The sequence below is a fragment of the Azospirillum sp. FG154 genome (assembly GCF_057809575.1).
The window spans coordinates 220,678-237,901 of record NZ_JBMDKF010000004.1 but is presented as its reverse complement, the minus strand read 5'-3'; the positions used below and the strand labels follow the sequence as shown (position 1 = coordinate 237,901).

General features: G+C 69.1%; 14 protein-coding genes and 2 pseudogenes. 14 read left to right on the top strand and 2 right to left on the bottom strand.

Annotation, left to right across the window (positions count from 1 at the left end; genetic code table 11):
• The first annotated feature begins 180 nt into the window (after nucleotides 1-180).
• From ACODS4_RS07040 to ACODS4_RS07025, 4 genes are read left to right on the top strand one after another with little or no spacing between them, the layout of a single operon-like run.
• Complete coding sequence (locus ACODS4_RS07040; protein WP_488862077.1) at nucleotides 181-1,719, top strand: ABC transporter substrate-binding protein; 1,539 nt, start codon at nucleotides 181-183, stop codon at nucleotides 1,717-1,719.
• Entirely contained in the window at nucleotides 1,707-2,651 is a 945-nt protein-coding gene (locus ACODS4_RS07035) for an ABC transporter permease (protein WP_488862075.1), read from the top strand. The genes ACODS4_RS07040 and ACODS4_RS07035 overlap by 13 nt, the downstream gene beginning before the upstream one ends.
• Entirely contained in the window at nucleotides 2,648-3,484 is an 837-nt protein-coding gene (locus ACODS4_RS07030) for an ABC transporter permease (RefSeq protein WP_488862073.1), read from the top strand. The genes ACODS4_RS07035 and ACODS4_RS07030 overlap by 4 nt, the downstream gene beginning before the upstream one ends.
• On the top strand, nucleotides 3,481-4,890 hold the full coding sequence (locus ACODS4_RS07025; RefSeq protein WP_488862071.1) for an ABC transporter ATP-binding protein: 1,410 nt from the start codon (nucleotides 3,481-3,483) through the stop codon (nucleotides 4,888-4,890). Before ACODS4_RS07030 ends, ACODS4_RS07025 begins: the two co-directional genes overlap by 4 nt.
• A gap of 24 nt (nucleotides 4,891-4,914) precedes the next feature.
• On the opposite strand, the pseudogene ACODS4_RS07020 reads toward ACODS4_RS07025, so the two are convergent.
• A pseudogene (locus ACODS4_RS07020) lies at nucleotides 4,915-5,157 on the bottom strand (ISAs1 family transposase); the annotation flags it as partial.
• Between the two features lie 158 nt (nucleotides 5,158-5,315).
• Nucleotides 5,316-5,360 (bottom strand): annotated as a pseudogene (locus ACODS4_RS07015) (hypothetical protein); the annotation flags it as partial.
• A gap of 201 nt (nucleotides 5,361-5,561) precedes the next feature.
• Here ACODS4_RS07015 and ACODS4_RS07010 point away from each other — a divergent pair.
• From ACODS4_RS07010 to ACODS4_RS06965, 10 genes are all read left to right on the top strand, one after another.
• The gene (locus tag ACODS4_RS07010) at nucleotides 5,562-6,215 is read left to right on the top strand and encodes a hypothetical protein (RefSeq protein WP_488862069.1); all 654 of its coding nucleotides are present in this window, start codon (nucleotides 5,562-5,564) and stop codon (nucleotides 6,213-6,215) included.
• On the top strand, nucleotides 6,216-6,995 hold the full coding sequence (locus ACODS4_RS07005; RefSeq protein ID WP_488862067.1) for an SPOR domain-containing protein: 780 nt from the start codon (nucleotides 6,216-6,218) through the stop codon (nucleotides 6,993-6,995).
• A 157-nt stretch (nucleotides 6,996-7,152) separates the two neighbouring features.
• Nucleotides 7,153-7,542 (top strand): response regulator, encoded by a 390-nt coding sequence (locus tag ACODS4_RS07000; RefSeq protein WP_119831108.1) that lies wholly within the window; start codon nucleotides 7,153-7,155, stop codon nucleotides 7,540-7,542.
• Nucleotides 7,543-7,561: 19 nt separating this feature from the next.
• On the top strand, nucleotides 7,562-9,214 hold the full coding sequence (locus ACODS4_RS06995; RefSeq protein ID WP_488862064.1) for a methyl-accepting chemotaxis protein: 1,653 nt from the start codon (nucleotides 7,562-7,564) through the stop codon (nucleotides 9,212-9,214).
• The gene (locus ACODS4_RS06990; RefSeq protein ID WP_488862062.1) at nucleotides 9,214-9,657 is read left to right on the top strand and encodes a response regulator; all 444 of its coding nucleotides are present in this window, start codon (nucleotides 9,214-9,216) and stop codon (nucleotides 9,655-9,657) included. Before ACODS4_RS06995 ends, ACODS4_RS06990 begins: the two co-directional genes overlap by 1 nt.
• Nucleotides 9,657-10,502 carry a CheR family methyltransferase gene (locus ACODS4_RS06985; protein ID WP_488862060.1) on the top strand — a complete coding sequence of 282 codons (846 nt, stop codon included), beginning with the start codon at nucleotides 9,657-9,659 and terminating at the stop codon, nucleotides 10,500-10,502. Before ACODS4_RS06990 ends, ACODS4_RS06985 begins: the two co-directional genes overlap by 1 nt.
• Nucleotides 10,480-11,433 (top strand): chemotaxis protein CheW, encoded by a 954-nt coding sequence (locus ACODS4_RS06980; RefSeq protein ID WP_488862058.1) that lies wholly within the window; start codon nucleotides 10,480-10,482, stop codon nucleotides 11,431-11,433. Before ACODS4_RS06985 ends, ACODS4_RS06980 begins: the two co-directional genes overlap by 23 nt.
• On the top strand, nucleotides 11,433-12,605 hold the full coding sequence (cheB, locus tag ACODS4_RS06975; protein WP_488862056.1) for a chemotaxis-specific protein-glutamate methyltransferase CheB: 1,173 nt from the start codon (nucleotides 11,433-11,435) through the stop codon (nucleotides 12,603-12,605). Before ACODS4_RS06980 ends, cheB begins: the two co-directional genes overlap by 1 nt.
• Nucleotides 12,602-15,418 (top strand): chemotaxis protein CheW, encoded by a 2,817-nt coding sequence (locus ACODS4_RS06970; protein WP_488862054.1) that lies wholly within the window; start codon nucleotides 12,602-12,604, stop codon nucleotides 15,416-15,418. The genes cheB and ACODS4_RS06970 overlap by 4 nt, the downstream gene beginning before the upstream one ends.
• Nucleotides 15,403-17,223: a methyl-accepting chemotaxis protein gene (locus ACODS4_RS06965; RefSeq protein WP_488862052.1), complete on the top strand. Its 1,821-nt coding sequence runs from the start codon at nucleotides 15,403-15,405 to the stop codon at nucleotides 17,221-17,223. Before ACODS4_RS06970 ends, ACODS4_RS06965 begins: the two co-directional genes overlap by 16 nt.
• Nucleotide 17,224 lies beyond the last annotated feature (1 nt).

Below are 17,224 nucleotides of genomic sequence, written 5' to 3'. Positions count from 1 at the left end.
GGCGATCATCGGTATCCTGCCGTTTCTGAGGCTGGTGCGCGCCTTGGCGAAGAGCCGACAGGCCTCTGCCATGGCTCGCTTCAACCAGGAAGCCTCAGGCGATGAGGACAGTGGCTTGACAAATGATATGTTATAACATATCGAGCTGTCCTTCCAAAATCCCCGGATTCGAGACACGCGATGCGTCGATTCTTACCCTGTCTGATCGCCTGCCTTGCGCTGGCCCTCGCCCTCGCCCCCGCCGCGTCCGCCAAGGATGCCGCCAGCCGCGCCCTGCGCGTCGTGTCGCCGTTGGAGATCGGCGGCGTCGACCCGGCGCGCAGCGGCTACATCTTCACCCGCATGGGCGTCGCGGAAACGCTGGTCGGGGCCGACGCCCGGGGTCGCCCCTTGCCCGCGCTGGCGGAGAGCTGGCGGGTGTCGGACGATGGCCTGACCTGGCGCTTCTCCTTGCGGCGCAACGCGGTTTTTCACGACGGCGGCCCGCTGACGGGCGCGCTGGTCATCCGGTCGCTGGAGCGCGCGCGCACGGCGCCCGGCATTCTCAGCGTCGTTCCCATCACGGCGATCACGGCGGACGGCGACCATGAGGTGACGATCGTCACCGCCACGCCGTTCCGCTCGCTGTTGGCCTTCCTGGCCCATTATTCGGCCATCATCCTGGGGGCGGGGGCCTATGACGCGAACGGCGCGGTGACGACGATGGTCGGCAGCGGCCCCTACCGTCTGACCGCCGTCAACGCCCCGCTCAGCCTGGACGCCGAGCGTTTTCCCCAATGGTGGGGGCCGCAGCCCGCCATCGAGCGGGTGTCGTTCCTGTCGGTGAGCCGGGGCGAAACGCGGGCGGCGATGGCCGAAAGCGGGCAGGCCGATCTGGTTTTCACCCTGGCCCCGGAAACGGCGGCGCGGCTGAAGCGCAACGCCAACCTGTCGGTGACGGTCCACCCCATCCCGCGCGTCCGCATGCTGAAGCTGAACGCCGGATCGCCCTATTTCCGCGACCTTGCGGTGCGTCAGGCGGTCAGCCTCGCCATCGACCGCGAGGGCGTCGCCGCCGGTCTGCTGCGCAGCCCGACCTCGGCGGCCAGCCAGCTCTTCCCGCCAACCTTGGCCGACTGGCATCAGGGCGGCTTGCCGCCGCTCCAGCATGATCCGGTCAAGGCGGCGGCGCTGTTGTCGGCGGCGGGCTGGGTTCCCGGCCCGGATGGGATCCGCGTCAAGGACGGCGAGCCGTTCCGTGTCACGCTGCGCACCTTTTCGGATCGACCGGAGCTTCCGCCGCTGGCGACCGCGCTGCAAGACCAGTTCCGCCGGGTTGGGTTGGACGTGACGATCGCCATCACCAGCAGTGGGGAGATCCCCGCCGGGCACCGCGACGGCACGCTTCACATGGCCTTGGCGGCGCGCAACTTCAGCCTTGTCCCGGATCCGTTGGGAACCCTGTTGCAGGATTTTGGTCCCGAGGGCGGCGATTGGGGCGCGATGGGCTGGAAAAACGACGGCTTGATCGAGGCGCTGAACGCCCTGAGCCGCGAAGCCGATCCGGCGGCGCGCGCCGCGCTGCGCTTGCGGGTGGCCGAAACGCTTCAATCCGAACTGCCGGTGATTCCGGTCGCTTGGTACGACTATGTGGTCGCCGCCAACAAACGGGTGGCGGGCGTCGAGGTCGATCCCTTGGAACTGTCCTACAACATTGAGCGGATGCGATGGGCCGATTGACTCTGGCGGTGTCGCGCCGACTGATCCAGGCCGCGCTGGTCGCGGCGGTGGTCGGCGCGCTGTGTTTCCTGATGGCCGAAACCCTGCCGGGGGATCAGGCGTTCCGCGTCGCGGCAGGCCGGTACGGCATTGATCTGGTGTCGGTCCAGGCGGCGGAAACGGTGCGGCTGGATCTGGGGCTGGATCGCCCCTGGTGGCGGCGGCTGGCAAGCTGGGGCGGCGATCTGGCGCAGGGCGATCTGGGCCGCTCGCTGGTGTCCGGCGACCCGGTGGTGGAGGAGGTGGCGCACCAGTTGGGCCACACCCTGCTTCTGGCGCTTCTGGCGCTTGGGCTGTCGATGCTGGTCGGCCCGCCGTTGGGGGTGCTGATGGCGTGGCGGGCGGGCGGCGCGGTCGATTTCACCGGGTTGCTGCTGGCCGCCATGCTGCGCGCCGCCCCCAGCTTCGTCGTGGGGATCCTGCTGATGCTGTGCTTTTCCGTGTGGCTGCCGCTGCTGCCGACGGCGGGCGGCGACGAGCCGCTGGGCTGGCTGTTGCCCGCCGGGTCGCTGGCCCTTGGGCTGGCGGCCATGTCCAGCCGGGTGACGCGCGACGCCGCGCTGGCGGCGTTGCGGGCGCCGCCGATGTCCTTCGCCGTCACGCGCGGCTTTACCCTGTGGCAGGCGGCGCGTCATCACGCGCTGCGCAACGCGCTGGTTCCGGTCGTCACCTATCTCGGCGTTCAACTGGTGGTGCTGGTGGAGGGCGTGGTGGTCATCGAATCGCTGTTCTCCTGGCCGGGCATCGGCCACGCGCTGGTGCACGCGGTGGTCGCCCGCGACATTCCGATGGTGCAGGGAACGGCGCTGGTGATGGGATTGCTGTTCGTCGGACTCAACATGGTGGTGGACGCGTTGTGTCTGGCCATCGACCCACGGGGGCGCGCGTCATGACCGATTTTGCCGTTGACGGCGTGACCGCGCCCGCGCGGGAGGAGGTTCGGCCCGGACGCTGGCGGCGCTGGCTGGGCTGGAGCCTGCTGGCGGCGGTCGTCGCCTTCGGTCTTTTGGGGCCGTGGCTGATTGAGGCCGATCCGCTGCGGCAGAATCTGCGCGCCGTTCTGCTGTCGCCCGGTTCCCAAGCGTGGCTGGGAACCGACCATCTGGGACGGTCGATGCTGGCCCGGCTGGCGCAGGCCACGCGCCTGTCGCTGTGGCTGGGCCTGCTGACGGTGGCGTCGGCGGCCTTGCCCGGCGTCGCGCTGGGTCTGCTGGCCGCCTGGGCCGGGGGCTGGACCGACCGGCTGCTGTCGGGGCTGTGCGACGCGGTGATGGCGCTGCCCGGTTTGCTTCTGGTGGTGATGATAACCGCCTTTTCTCCGGGCGGCTTCCTGCCGCTGTATCTGGGTTTGGCGGTCGCCTTGTGGGTGGAGTATTTCCGGCTGACGCGCGCCGCCGCCCGCGCCCGGTTGCAACTGCCCGACGTCGAGGCGGCGCGCCTGCTGGGTTTTGGCCGCCTGCACATCATCCGCCGCCACATCCTGCCCGATCTTCGGCGACCGTTGTCGACGTTGCTGGCGTTCGGGCTGGCCACGGTGGTGTTGGCCATCTCGACGCTCAGCTTCGTCAACATCGGCGTTCGCCCGCCGACGCCGGAATGGGGAAACATGATGACAGAGCTTTTGCCCTACTACGACGAAGCCCCGCTGCACGTGCTGATGCCGGCGATTTTGCTGTTCGCGTCGGTGTTCGGGCTGGCGCTGGTGACGGACGGAGAAGGGGCATGAGCGGCGACGCGGCGATCATTGTGGACGGCCTGCGGATCGACGCCGGTTCGCAGATTCTGGTCCGCGAGGTTGGGTTCACTCTGCCGTCGGGAAGCGTCCTGGTGATGATGGGCGAAACCGGGTCCGGCAAATCGCTGGTCGCTCAGGCGGTGATGGGCTGCCTGCCAAGCGGATTGTCGGCAAGCGGGCGGATCACGGTGGCGGGACGGCGGACGGTGGAGGAGCGGAAGGGTCTGTGGGGCCGCCATCTCGCCTTGCTGCCGCAAGAGCCATGGAACGCCCTGGATCCGACGATGCGCGTCGGCAAACAGGTGGCCTTGGCTCCGGTCCTGCTGGGGCGGAGCGGCTGGCGCGCGGCGTCGCGGCAGGCGGGCGGGTTGCTGGATCGGCTCGGGCTGGCCGGGGCGGAGCGGCGCTATCCGTTCCAACTGTCGGGCGGCATGGCCCAGCGCGTGGCCTTCGCGGCGGCCACCATCACCGGCCCAGCGGCGCTGATCGCCGACGAACCGACCAAGGGGCTGGACGCCGACCGGCGCGACTCCATCGCCGCGCAGCTTCTCGGCGCGGCGGCGCAGGGGGCGGCGGTGATGGTCATCACCCACGACGTCGCCCTCGCCCGGCGGCTGGGCGGGCGGATGATGGTGATGCTGCGCGGCGCGGTGGTGGAGGAGGGCGAAACGGCGGCCCTGCTCGACGCGCCGACGCACGCCTACACACGGCGGCTCATGGCGGCGGACCCCGCCCGTTGGCGACCGGCCGCGGCCAACGGCCAAACCGCCGCGCCGCCGGTGCTGGAGGCCGAGGGGGTGGCGCTGACGCGGGGCGGGCGCACTCTGTTTTCGGGCGTCGATCTGACTCTGTCGCCGGGCCGCGTGGTGGCGGTGTCCGGTCCCAGCGGCTGCGGCAAGACCAGTTTGGGCAATCTTTTGCTCGGGCTGCCGCCGCCCGGCGCCGGGCGGGTTCGCCGCAGCGACCCCAACCCGTTGCGCTATCAAAAGCTTCATCAGGATCCCATCGCCGCTTTCGCCCCCTCGGTCAGCCTGCGCGTCGGCCTGACCGACCTGTGCCGCCGTCACCGGCTGAACTGGGCGGCGGCGCGGGCGCTGCTGGAGCGGATGGGGCTGGACGAGGCGTTGTTGGATCGTCGCCCCGCCGCCGTGTCCGGCGGCGAGTTGCAACGGGTCGCCCTGGCGCGGGCCTTGCTGCTCGATCCCTGTTTCCTGTTCGCCGACGAGGCGACGTCCCGCCTGGATCCCCTGACTCAGGCCGACGTGATGGGGCTGCTGCGCGGGCTGGTTCGCGATCAGGGGCTGGCCATGCTGATGGTGACGCACGATCCCGCCTTGGCGGCGGGTATGGCCGACCACCGCTTGACTCTGGCGCCGCCCGTCGGCGCGGCGGGGTGAGGTGCTTGGGGCAACGAAGTCAGGTTAACGGGGTTGTAGGCCGAGGATCGCCTTCATGTGTCGGAGGTCCCATCCTGCGGCCTTTCGCCTGAGTTTGAGCGATTTCTTGTCGGCGACGGCGCGGACGAGGTTGATGGCGAAGCGCCTGACGACGACCATGTTTTTGGCTCCATGTCCGGCGCGCAGGCGGGCTTGGTCTTCGTTGAAGAGCACGTCGAGAATCCAATGCGGGCGGTTTTCGATGCCCCAATGGTTACGGCGCGCATCCTCGATGCGGCCATGCCCCTTGTCCCACTCTGTGACGGTATCGACGATCCCGGCTGGGGCGGCGGTGAAACAGGCTTCGATTTTGGCGCGCAGGGTCGGTTGAGATGCGCGTCTCCCCAGGCCGCGACGTGCTCATAGCCGTCGCAATCGGCGATCATGCCGCACGCCACCAGCAACAACACCTCCGGCAATGGATGCGCCACCCTCCACGCTTCGCGCCGGTCTTCGATCTCCGAAAAATGCTCAAGCAACGCCCGTAGGCGGGTTCTCTCTCCAAGTTGCAGTGGAAGGGGGTTTCGCTATACTGGGGTGAGTTTCCCATCGCTGGGTTCCGCATGTCCAGTCCACCCAAACGCTTCGCCCCGCCGCCAACGCGCTGGCCCGCCTCTGGGGGGGGCGCGACCGTGCAGCGGATGGCCACCTTCACGCCGCTGCGCGCGGGCAAGAGCGAGCGGGCGAGCGTCGGGGATGAGTTGCTGCGGAGTCAGGGCGACGAGTTTTTGTTGAGCAGCGCCGAACGCAATCTGCGCACCCGGCCCAACGGCACCTACAATTTCGTTCGGGTGCAGGGCAACACCCGGAACGACCAACACACCTATGTGTCCGCCCGCAGCGGTCACGCCGGTTTGGCGGCTGGGCGTCCGGTGCTCTACGCCGGGACCGTGCGATTCGACGGCGGCAAGCTTGATTGGTGGAGCAATTATTCCGGCACCTATCAGCCGATGGCCGCCTTCCGCCAGCAGGCGCAATTGCCCGACGAGCGCTTCATTCCCTGGCAGAAGTTGCAGATGGGCGGGGTTGGCTTGCAGCGCGGCATGTTCAGCGACCAGCGCGCCTCGGTCGCGCCGGAGAAGCCGCAGGCGGCCCGACTGCAACCGCCGTCGCCCGCAACGGGCGACAGGGAAGCGGGAAAAACCGCTTCAGCGGACGCGGCGTTGGCCGCCAAACCCGTAGCGCCATTGGTTCGCCCATCACGCGCCGAGTCGGCTGCGCCCGCATCGGCGCCGGTCGCGCCGTCAGTGGCTCCGACGCCCACCACCGCCGCGAAGGGGCGATGAATGGCGGCGCTGCGCAGTTCTCTGCCGCTCCTCGTCGGGGCCGTGTTGCTGTTTGGCCTGCTGACCTTCCTGTTCGGTCTGGTGGTCGGCGCCAATCTGGTGGGCGTCCCAGATGCGCCGCTCGCGACCAAGCCGTCTCTCGCGTCGCCGCCCGTCACCGTACCGCCAGCGGCGGCTCCGGCTCCGGCGCCAACGTCCCCGGCTCCCGCCGCCACGCCCGCGCCAGTCCCCGTCGCTCCGGCGGCGGTCCCTTCCTCCGCCGCGCCTGCCGCCCCATCAAGCCCCAGCGCACCCAGTTCCAGCGCCCCGAGTTCCAGCGGCGCGGCGGAGCCCGCGATCAAGCTGGTGAAGGTCAAAGGGTTCGGTTTTGGCGAGCCGCCATCCGCTCCGCCCAACTCGGAACTGCGCGGGCCGTTGTTGGAGCAAGCCGCCAACGCGCCGCCCGCCGCGCCGATCCTTGCGCCCGCCGATTCAGGGCAGGCCGCCGCCGCCGTTCCGCCGCCGCCCGTCCCCGCCGCCGTCAAAGAACCGGTCCCGCCGATGGTTTATTCGGTGGCAGTTGGGCGCTTCTTGGTTGAATCCCGCGCCGGAGCCTTGTCCAGCGCGGTGTCGGCCAAAGGCTTCACTCCCGTTGTCGTCGTCACCGATCCGCCCGACGCGACGGGCTGGATGACGGTGACGCTGGGGCCGCAAGAGGACGCGACGCACGCAAAACGCTTGGCCAAAGAGGCCGAGGCGCAGGGGTTCGACACCTGGATGGTCAGTTGGTTGCCGCCGTGATCGGGATCTTGCCCGGCGCGCGCAACATCATGTCATGTCACATTCTGTATGAATTTACCGCAGTCCTGGCGCCAAGTGTTTCGCATTTTATTAAGATTTCCCGTGTCTTTAGAGACATTGCGCCATCTCGCCAATCTTCGCACCGAAAGGGCAAGGAATGCCTCGGGCCGATCAACTCAAGGTCATCTGCGTCGATGACCAGGACAGCATGCTCCGCCTGCATCGCTACGCGTTTTCGCAACTGGGCGTGCGCAACGTCACCGAATGCACGTCGGCGGTGGCGGCGATCGACGCCGTGTTGACCACGGAATTTGATCTGATGACGCTGGATTGGAACATGCCCGGCACCGATGGCCTGACGCTGTTCAAGATGCTGCGCGGCAACCCGAAAACCGCCAAGCTGCCGATCATCATGGTGACGGGCAACGCCGAGGAAAGCTCGGTCAAGACGGCGATCGCCGCCGGGGTCCGGCTGTTCCTGCGCAAGCCGGTGGCGGTCAAGGATCTGAAGGTTCGGGTCGAAGCGGCCCTTGGCAAACTGACCTGATTTTATTGGGGGGATGGCGATGAAACCGGCCCTGTCTGTGCCGCTGATCGGCAAGGTTCTGCTGATCCTCACCGTGCTGGCGGTGGTCGTGTTCGTCGGGATTGACCGGATCAACAAGATCCAGGACGAAACCGAAAGCGAACTCATCAGCCTGATCGACCACGACGCGGTTGGCATCGTCTGGATGGCGCGGGCGCGGGCGACCGCGATGAACGCCGTCCGCCTGACCTTCGAGACGCTGAGCGAGCCGAGCGGCCTGCGCGCCCGCCAGACCACCGGACGTTTGAAGGAGGAGGCCATCGCCTTCATCACCCAGATGACGGAGGCTGAACGCAACCTGCCCAGCCTGTCGCGGGAATTGAAGGTGGCGCGCGAGGGGTTTGACCGATTGAGTCAGCGCATCGACATTCTGGTCGCCGCAAAATTCGCTCAGACCGCCGGAGCGCCGCCCGACTCGCTGCGCGACCTTGGCCGCGCCGTGACCTCTTCGGTCGAAGAGTTCGACGGCATGATGACCCGGCTGATCGAACAGGCGCAGGAACAGGCCCGGAATCAAGCCCGCGCGACGTCGGCCAATTCCGACGCCGCCAGCGGCATGGTGGTGCGGGTTGTCGGTTTGGCGCTGGCCGGGGCCTTCCTCTTCGCGTTTCTGTTGCTGCGGCTGACGGTGGTGCGACCGCTGCACACATTGATCGGCACCGCCAAGGCGCTGTTGGGCGGCAACCTTGACCGCCGGGTGCGCGGGCTGGATCGGCGCGACGAGATCGGCGAGATCGCGCGGGCCGTTCAGCTTTTGAAGGACACGCTGCGCGGATCGGACGAGTTGGCCCGCCGCACCCAATCCACCGCCGAACAGGTGGCCGCCGCGACCAGCCAGGCGGCGGCGGCGGTCGAGCAGGTGTCCGGCGGCTCCCAGCGCCAGATGCAGTCGGTCGAGGCGATCACCAATTCGGTGTCGCGCACCACGGCGATCATCGGCACCATCGCCTCGGTCAGCCTGTCGGCCAAGCATTGCTCGCGCAAGGCGGCGACCCAGCTTGCCGGGGGGCTGACCCAGATGACGGCGATGACCGGCGCGGTTCAGGAAATCGCCGTCACCAGCGCCCGCATCAACGCCATCACCCAGAGCATCAGCGAACTGGCCACCCGCTCCAACATCCTGTCGCTGAACGCCGCCATCGAGGCGGCGCGGGCGGGCGAGCATGGGCGCGGCTTTTCCGTGGTCGCCGAAGAGGTCGGCAATCTGGCCCAGCAAACCGCCGATCTGGCCCAGGAGATCGCCTTGTTGGCCGCCGACAGCGGCGAGCGCATCCAAAACGGCGTCAGCATCGCCACCGAGGTCGGCGGGGTGATGAACAGCGTCGCCGGTTCGATCAACGAGACCGACAGCCTGTCCGAAGACATCGCCAAATCGATGGAGGAGCAGGGCGCGGTGCTCCAGCAGATCGAGGCGAGCTTGCAGCGCCTGACCGAAACCGCCAACGCCAACGCCACCGCCTGCGAAGAAATCTCCGCCACCATGGTGGAGTTGACGCGGCTGGCCGACAGCACGCGGCGAATGGCCGAATCCGGGCGGCGGCGCAAGGCGTCGGATCCGGCGGCGACCGACGGCGGGGTGGTCACTGATGTGGACGACGACGCGGCCGACGACGATTCGGACAAGGCGGCGTGATGCCGGGGACCGTCGCGCCAAGCGTGCTGATCGCCGACGATTCGTCGATGATGCGCAGCCTGCTGTCCCGCCTGTTGGACGGTGATCGAGCCGCCGACGGGGCGGCGCGTTGGCAGGTGGTCGGCACGGCGGCGGATGGGCGCGCGGCGATTGAACAGGCGCGGGAATTGCGGCCCGATCTGTGTCTGCTGGATTTGGAAATGCCGGTGATGGGCGGGTTGGAGGCGTTGCCCGCCATCCGCGCGGTCAGCGACGCGATGGTGGTGGTGGTGTCGTCCATCGCCGGGCCGGGATCGGCGGAACGCCGCGCCTGCCTGATGGCCGGGGCCGCCGCCGTCGTCGCCAAACCGTCGGGCGCGGTCAGCGCCGATCTGGTCGAGGTCAGCGGGCGGGCCATCCTGTCCGCGATGCGGGCGGCTCTGGCCCCGCCCGAGGAGGGCTGATGGCCGCTCTGCCGCCGCTGGATCCACCGCCCGCGCGTCCTTCCAACGTCGCCTCGTCCTTGGCGCTCGACACCTGTCGTCTGATCGGCGCCAACCCCGCCGGGCCGGTCGGCGCCCGTTTGATTGACGCTTGCGACCATCTGCCGCCGGGCGCGGCGCTCGCCAACGGGGTGGAGCGCGACGCGCTGGTCGCCCGGTTGATCGACGGCGCGACCAACCGGGAAACCTATTTCTTCCGCGACCACCGCCAACTGGCGTTGATGGGAACCCTGCTGTGCGACGCCAGCGGCGGCGCGCGGTCCGACGCGACGCTCGCCCTGTGGTCGGCGGGCTGCGCCACCGGGGAAGAGGCCTATTCGTTGGCGATCACGCTGCGCCGTCTGGGCCAAAGCGTCAGCGTGCTGGGCACCGACATTTCCCGTTCAGCCTTGGCGGTGGCGCGCGAGGGCGTGTACCGCACCGGCCCGATGTCGCCCTGCCGTCAGGTGGGAGCGGAGGACGAGGCCGATTTGCCGCTGATGGAGGATGGCCGCCGCCGCGTCGCCGACCCGATCCGCGCCGTGGTCCGCTTCGCCGAGCACAACATCCTCAAGATGCCGCCCGCGCCGCTGTTCTTCGACGCGGTGGTCTGCCGCAACGTGCTGATTTATATGGATGACGCCGCGCGCCAAACCGCTTTCGCCGCGTTGAGCGCGGCGGTGCGTCCGGGTGGGCTGCTGCTGCTGGGGCCAGGAGACAGCGCGCCGCCCGCCGACCCGCAACAGTTTGGCTTTCACCCCCTGTTCCGCAACGGAACCGGGCTGTTCGTCAAGGGGAACGCCGATGACCGTCCGGCAGGCCGCTGACATGGACGCAACCGGACAAGACGGCCCCGCGCTGACGCCGGTCCTGGTGTTCGACCGGCGCGGGCAGACCTATTGCTGCCCAACCGCCGACGTGCTGGAGATCGTCGAGGAGCCTGCGCTCGATCAACCTGGTTATCCGACGCCGCTGGTGGCGGCGGTGCTGCTGCACAATGGCTGTTTCATCCCGGTGGTCGATCCGGCCAATCTGTTCGATCAACCGCCGGAACGTCGGGGCGACGTGATTTTGCTGCATGGTCCGGCGGGAACCGTCGGTCTGCTGGCCGACAGCGTTCTGGGATTCCGCAACCCGACGGCCTTCGGGCCGGCGCCCTGGATTCCGCCGGGTCGGATATGCCGCTCCGCCGCCGTGATCGACGGAATCGGGCGGGCCTTCGTGCTGGGCGCCGATGGAATCGGCGACGTGCCGTCGGCCCCGGTCGCGCCGCCTTCCGCCGCGAGCGGCGGGCCGTCCAACGGCGTGGCGACCGAGGCGAACGACGAGTCCGTCGGGCCGATGCATCTGATCTTCACCATCGCCGGGCGCTCCTTCGCCGCCAGCTACGCCGACGTCCGCCGCATTCTCTACCGCCAGCGCCTGTTCCGGGTGCCGGGCGCGCTGGGCCGCATCCGCTGCGCGGTCGAGGTGATCGGCGCGGTGGTGCCCGTGCTGGATCTGGCGGAGCCGGAGAACCTGCCCGAACGCGCCGATTTCGTCGTTCTGTCGTCGTCGGTCGGGTCGTTGGCCTTGCGGGTGGATGAAATCCTCCGCCCCCTGCCGTTGCGCCGGGATGTGACGGAACCGGAATGGTTCCCGTCGCCCGGCGTTGACGGGATTGGCCGCCGGGACGATCAAGCCTATTCCGTCATCACCGGCGAGGCGCTGTTGCGCGATCTGGTCAACGCCGACACGGCGCGGCGGACGGGGGCCTGATGCTGACGCCGCCAAATCCGAAAGCTTTGCGCGTTCTCATCATCGACGATTCCGCTTTCATGCGGGCCTCGCTGCGCCACATCGTCGGCCACACGCCGGGCTTCACCGTGGTGGGCGAGGCCAATGACGGCTTGGCCGGGGTCGAGGCGATCCGCAACCTGCGGCCCGACGTGGTGACGCTGGATCTCGACATGCCCGGCCTGGACGGCATCGGCGTGCTGAAGCGGGTGCGGCCGCCACCCGGCGGCGCCCCGGTGGTCATCATGGTCAGCGCCTTCACCACCCAGGGCGCCGCCTTGACCCTGTCGGCGCTCAGCGCTGGGGCCATCGATTTTGTGCCGAAGGCGTCGGAGCATTTCAAAACCGATCTGGCCCAGGTCGGCGAACTGCTGCGCAGCAAGCTGGCGGTGGCCGCCGCCATTCTGACGGGCCGCGACCGCCCGCCGTCCAAGCCGCGCCCAGCGGAGCCAACGGCTCCGACGGTTGGCGGGACGGCGGCGCGTCCGCGCGCGTCCGCGTCGCCGCCGGTCAGCGACGGCAGGATCGCCGCCCCGGCGCAGACTGCGCCGTCGCCGCTTCGCAACGTCACCGTGGTTGGCGCCCCTGATCTGGTGGTGGTGGCGGCCTCAACCGGCGGACCGCAAACCTTGCCGAATTTCCTGCGCCCGCTTTGCCCCTTTTCCGCTCCCATCGTCATCGCTCAGCACATTCCGGCGGTGTTCAGCCGCAGCTTGGCCGATTCGCTGGCCTCGACGCTGGGCGTCGCGGTGGTCGAGGCGGAAGACGGCAAGGAGTTGACCGCCAACACCGTCTATCTGCTGCCCGGCGGGCGCAACGGCGAGGTGGCGCGCGTGCGCCCCAACGTCTTCGCCTTGCGGCTGTTGGATGGCGGCAGCGCGGTCTACCGCCCGAACGCCGATATTTTGTTCCGCTCCGCCGCCTTGACGGCGCGGCGTCCGGTGGGGGTGATCCTGACCGGGATGGGCAGCGACGGTTGCGACGGCGCCCGCGCGCTGGCCCAACGCGGCGCGCCGGTGCTGGTCCAGGATCCGACCACCGCCGTGATCTGGGGAATGCCGCGTTCGGCCATCGAGGCCGGGCTGGCGAGCGAGGTGGCCGAACCGGCGGCGCTTGGTCGACGGCTGGCCGCCCTGGCGGGGAGAGAGGGATGAGCGACCTGGACGATCCCATTGAGGAATTCTGGTCGCTGTTCGGCGCGGAGCTTGACGAGTATCTCGCCGCCATCGAAAGCATTTTGGCCGCCAGCCCGGTCGATCCGGCGCGGGTGGACGAATTGTTTCGCGCCTTCCATTCGGTCAAGGGCGGTTCGGCGGCGCTGGCGCTGCGCTGCATCGAAACGGTGGCGCACGCGGCGGAAGACGTGCTGCATCTGGTCCGCGCGGGCAAGACGACGCTCAGCACCGATCTGGTCAGCGCCCTGCTGGAGGCGGTGGACGAGATGCGCCGCCTGCAAGACACCGCCATGGCGACGCGCACCGACCAGCCGGTGAACGGCGCCATCGTCGCCCGGCTGAAAAGCCATTTGACCGGCGGCGCGCCCGCCGCCGCACCGACGGCTCCCGCCGCTCCGGTCGCATCGGTCGCGTCGGCGTCGCTTCCCGTCCCGAACCCGGTCGCCGCCCCGGAACGCCCGCCCGCCGCTCCGGCGTTGACGGTTGATCCTTCGGTGTTGGAAGCGATTCAGGACGCGGTTCTGGGCTTGATCGGCGCGATTGACGCCGAGGATCCGGGCGACGCGGCGCTGGCGCTGGCCGAGGCGGCGGAACCCGCCGAACTGCATGGAATCGTCGGCGCCGCCTTGCGGCTGGCCGGTGGGGCCGCCGGGCGCTGGGGCTGGTTGGATTTGGTGCTGCGGCTGCGCGGGGCGGAAAGCGCCAGCGGCCAGAGCGTCGGGGCCTTCGCCCTGTCGGCGGCGCTGGAGTCGCTGTTCGCCGACCTGCTGCTGGAGCATGCGGGCGCGCTGAAATCCACTCCCGAAAACCCCGCCGTCTGGCTGCACGCCGCCCGCCTGTTCGTCGGGCTGGAGGTCGAGGCCGGGGCGGAGCTGGCCGATCTGATCGCCGCCCGCCTGTTGCGTGGGGAGGAAACGCCGGACGTCGATGATCTGGCTGATCTCTGCGCCTTGACCGGCATTTCGGTCAGCTCCGGCATGGAGATTCCGCGCGACGAGATCACCGCGCTGCGCGACCGCTGGCTGGGGGCCGAGGGGGCGGTCGCTGAAGACGCCCCGGTGGCCTCGCCGGTGGAGCACGCTCACGCCTGGCCCGCCGACATCCTGATGCGGATGGCGGTCGCCGAGACCGACGGCGACGCGCTGCTGCTGGTTCTGCTGGATCTGGAGCATGACCCGGCGGCGGCCGAGGCCGTGACCGAACGGTTGCGGCTGGAACGCTGCCTCTACAACCGTTCACGCCTGGATCTGCGCGGCGGGATGTTCGAGTATGTGGTGGCGGTTCGCGGCGATCCGACCGGCTTCGCCCGCGAACTGGCGGATCTCGATCCGGGTCGCGCCTGCCTGCGCTCCATCCACCGAACCAACGCCAACGCCGCGCCGGGCGACGAGATTGGCGGCGCCCCCGCTTCCGTGGCGCCGGTTCCTCCTCCGGCTTCGGTTTCGGCGTCGCCCAACCTTGAGGCCGCGCCGCCGGTCGCGTCCGCCGCCGCGCCGTCTGGCTCTGCGGCCACCCCCGCCGCGCCGCGCCCCGCCGACGCGATGGTTCGGGTGCCGAGCGCCGCCATCGACGGTTTCATGGACGTGATCGGCGAATTGCGGCTTGGCCTGACCGCCCTGTCGCTCAGTTTGGGGGAGGAGGGGGCGCGCCCGACCAACCCGGCGGCCCGCGCGACCTACGACGAGATGCGGCGGCTCGACCGCGCGGTGCGGCAATTGTACGAGGGGGCCATCGCCCTGCGCGTGGTGCCCATCGGCACGCTGTTCACCCGGCTGCTGCGCCCGATCCGCGACACCGCCGTGCTGGTCGGCAAGGAGGTCGCCTTGACCACGGCGGGCGAGGACGTCCAGGTCGACAAGGCGATGATCGAAATGCTGGTCGATCCCCTGACCCACATCGTCCGCAACAGCGTCGATCACGGCATCGAATCGCCCGAACGGCGCGCGGCGGCGGGGAAACCGGCGCAAGGCTCCATCCGCATCCGCGCCCGGCAAACCGCCAGCTTGGCGATTGTCGAGGTGGAGGATGACGGCGGCGGCATCGACGTCGCCCGCGTCCGCGACAAGGCGGTGTCGAAGGGATTGATCGGCGCGGCGGCCGCCGCCGCCCTGCCCGACGGCGAGGCGCTGAATCTGATCCTGCTGCCGGGCTTTTCCACCCGTGACGAGGTGACGGCGACCTCTGGGCGCGGCGTCGGCATGGACATCGTGCTGACGGCGATCAAGAAGCTGGGCGGCCATCTCGCCATCGACAGCCGCCCCGGTCTTGGCACCCGCATGACCATCGAATTTCCGGTGTCCGCCGCCATGCAGCGGGTTTTGACCGCCGAGGTCGCCGGGCAGATGGTGGCCATCCATGAACGCTCGGTGCGCGAGGTGGTGGAGGTGACGCCGGATCGGCTGCGCCGGATCGGACGGCGGCTCAGCCTGTCCTTGCGCGGGCGTTTCCTGCCGGTGGTCGATCTGGGCGCGCTGCTGGGGCTGCGCGCGCCGTCCGCCGACGCGCCGACCGTTCGCCGCACCGTGGTGGTGGCCGACGACGGCGACGCGCAGATCGGGTTGATGATCGACCGGCTGGCGGTGCGGCGCGAGGTGTTCTTCAAACGCCTCCACCCGTTGATCGAAGGAAACGCGTTGATCGCCGGGGCGGCGGTGATCGGCGCGGGCAGCGTCATGTTCGCGCTCGACACCCCGGCCCTGTTCGCCCGCGCGGTTGACTGGTTGGAACCGCTCCCTCACACCAACCCGGACCGCCGCAGCGGTGAAAGGGAGGACCCATGCTCCGCCGTTTGAGCATCGCGACCCGCCTTGGGTTGGCCGCCTGCTTGTTCCTGATTCCCATCGGCTATGGCCTGTGGAGTCAGAACGAGGCCAAAGGCGTGTTGATCGCGCAAGCCCGCTGGGAGGCCGACGGGGCGGCGTATCTGCGCGGCATCGACAAGGTGCACGCGGCGATCAGCCGGTCGTTGGTGCTGCGGGAGCGGCTTGACAGCGGCGGCTTGGCCCAAAGCCTGGTGGAGTTGCGGGAGCGTTACGGCGCCATTCTGGGCGCCGACGATCTGTCTGTGGAGGTCGAGGCGCTGGTCCGCGCCAAGGACCGCAGCCCGATGAAGGTCGAGGCGCGGCGGGCCTTGCGCAAATTGGCGCAATTGGTCGCCAACCATTCCGGCATTCCGCTGGATCCGGAAATGGCCTCCTTCTATCTGGGGGACGTGTTTGTTTTGCGTTTGGCCGATCTGCGGGAGTTGTTGATCGAGCTGCGCGGCGGGGAAAACGCCGACGTTCAGGACAAGGAGACGGCGCGCGGGAAAAGCGAGCTGCTCAGCGGTCGGATCGAGAGCCTGTTGCAAGACATCGAGGAGGCGATCGCGTCGGCCACCGGACCGCTGGGCAATCCGGCGATGGCGGACACGCTGAACGAAACCTTTCAGCCCTTTGGCCTGATGATGGGCCACGCCTTGACCATGCTGGACAATGGAGACAACAAACCGGAGCTGCTCGCCGCGACCTTTGACGCCATCGATCATTTTTACAGCGCCGCCAACAGTCAGTTCATTGATGTGGTGGAGGCGCGAGTCAATCGGCTGAATCGCGAACGCCTGCGCATCGGCGCCATTGCGGGCGGTTTGTCGCTGCTGGCCTTTGCGGTGGTGGTGGCGATTGTCCGGCTGGGCGTGATCCTGCCGTTGCGCCGGATGACGGAGGCGCTGGGCCGTTTGGCCGATGGCGACGTCACCGTGTCGGTGCCGCAAACCCGCTTCGACGATGAGGTGGCCGATCTGGGCAAGGCGATGCAGCGCTTCAAAAAGGCGTTGGAGGACACCCGTTCGCTGTCCGACACGGTGGTGCAGGCGACCATGCAGGTGTCCATCGCCACCGGGCAGGCCGCCGCCGCCATCGCCCAGGTGTCGGACGGGGCGCATGGCCAGATGAACTCGGTGGAGCGGTTGCGCCGGTCCTTCCTGGACACGCGCGAGGCGATGACGGCGGTTGCCGCCGTGTCGCGCACCGGGCAGGAGCGTTCGCGCGATTCCGCCGACCGGCTGGAGGAGAGTTTGGCCGACATCGGCGCGATGGCCGAGGCGGTTCGCGAAATCGCCGAGATGAGCAACGAAATCAACCGTGTGACCGTCGCCATCAGCAAACTGGCGGCCCATTCCAACATTCTGTCGCTGAACGCCTCGATTGAGGCGTCGCGGGCGGGCGAGCATGGGCGCGGCTTTTCCGTGGTGGCGGGGGCGGTCGGCGCCCTGGCGCAGCAGACTTTGGGGTTGGCGCAGGAAATCGCCGGTCTGGCCCGCCGCAGCCACGAACGGATCGCGCGCGGTCTGGAGGTCGCGGCGGCGGTCGGCCAGCGCATGCAAGAGGTCTCGGCCACCATCGCCGAGACGGACCGCCTGTCGCAGACCATCGTGGACGAGGTGGAGCGCCAGCGCCTAAGCGTGGACGCCATCGAAGAGACGCTGATGGAGTTGTCCCACATTTCCCACGCCAACGCCTCGGCCAGCGAAGAAATCGCCGCCACCATGCGCGGTCTGGCCGCCCTGACCGACGACACCCGACAGCGCGCCCAGCGGGTGACGCAGGGCGAGGGGTGAA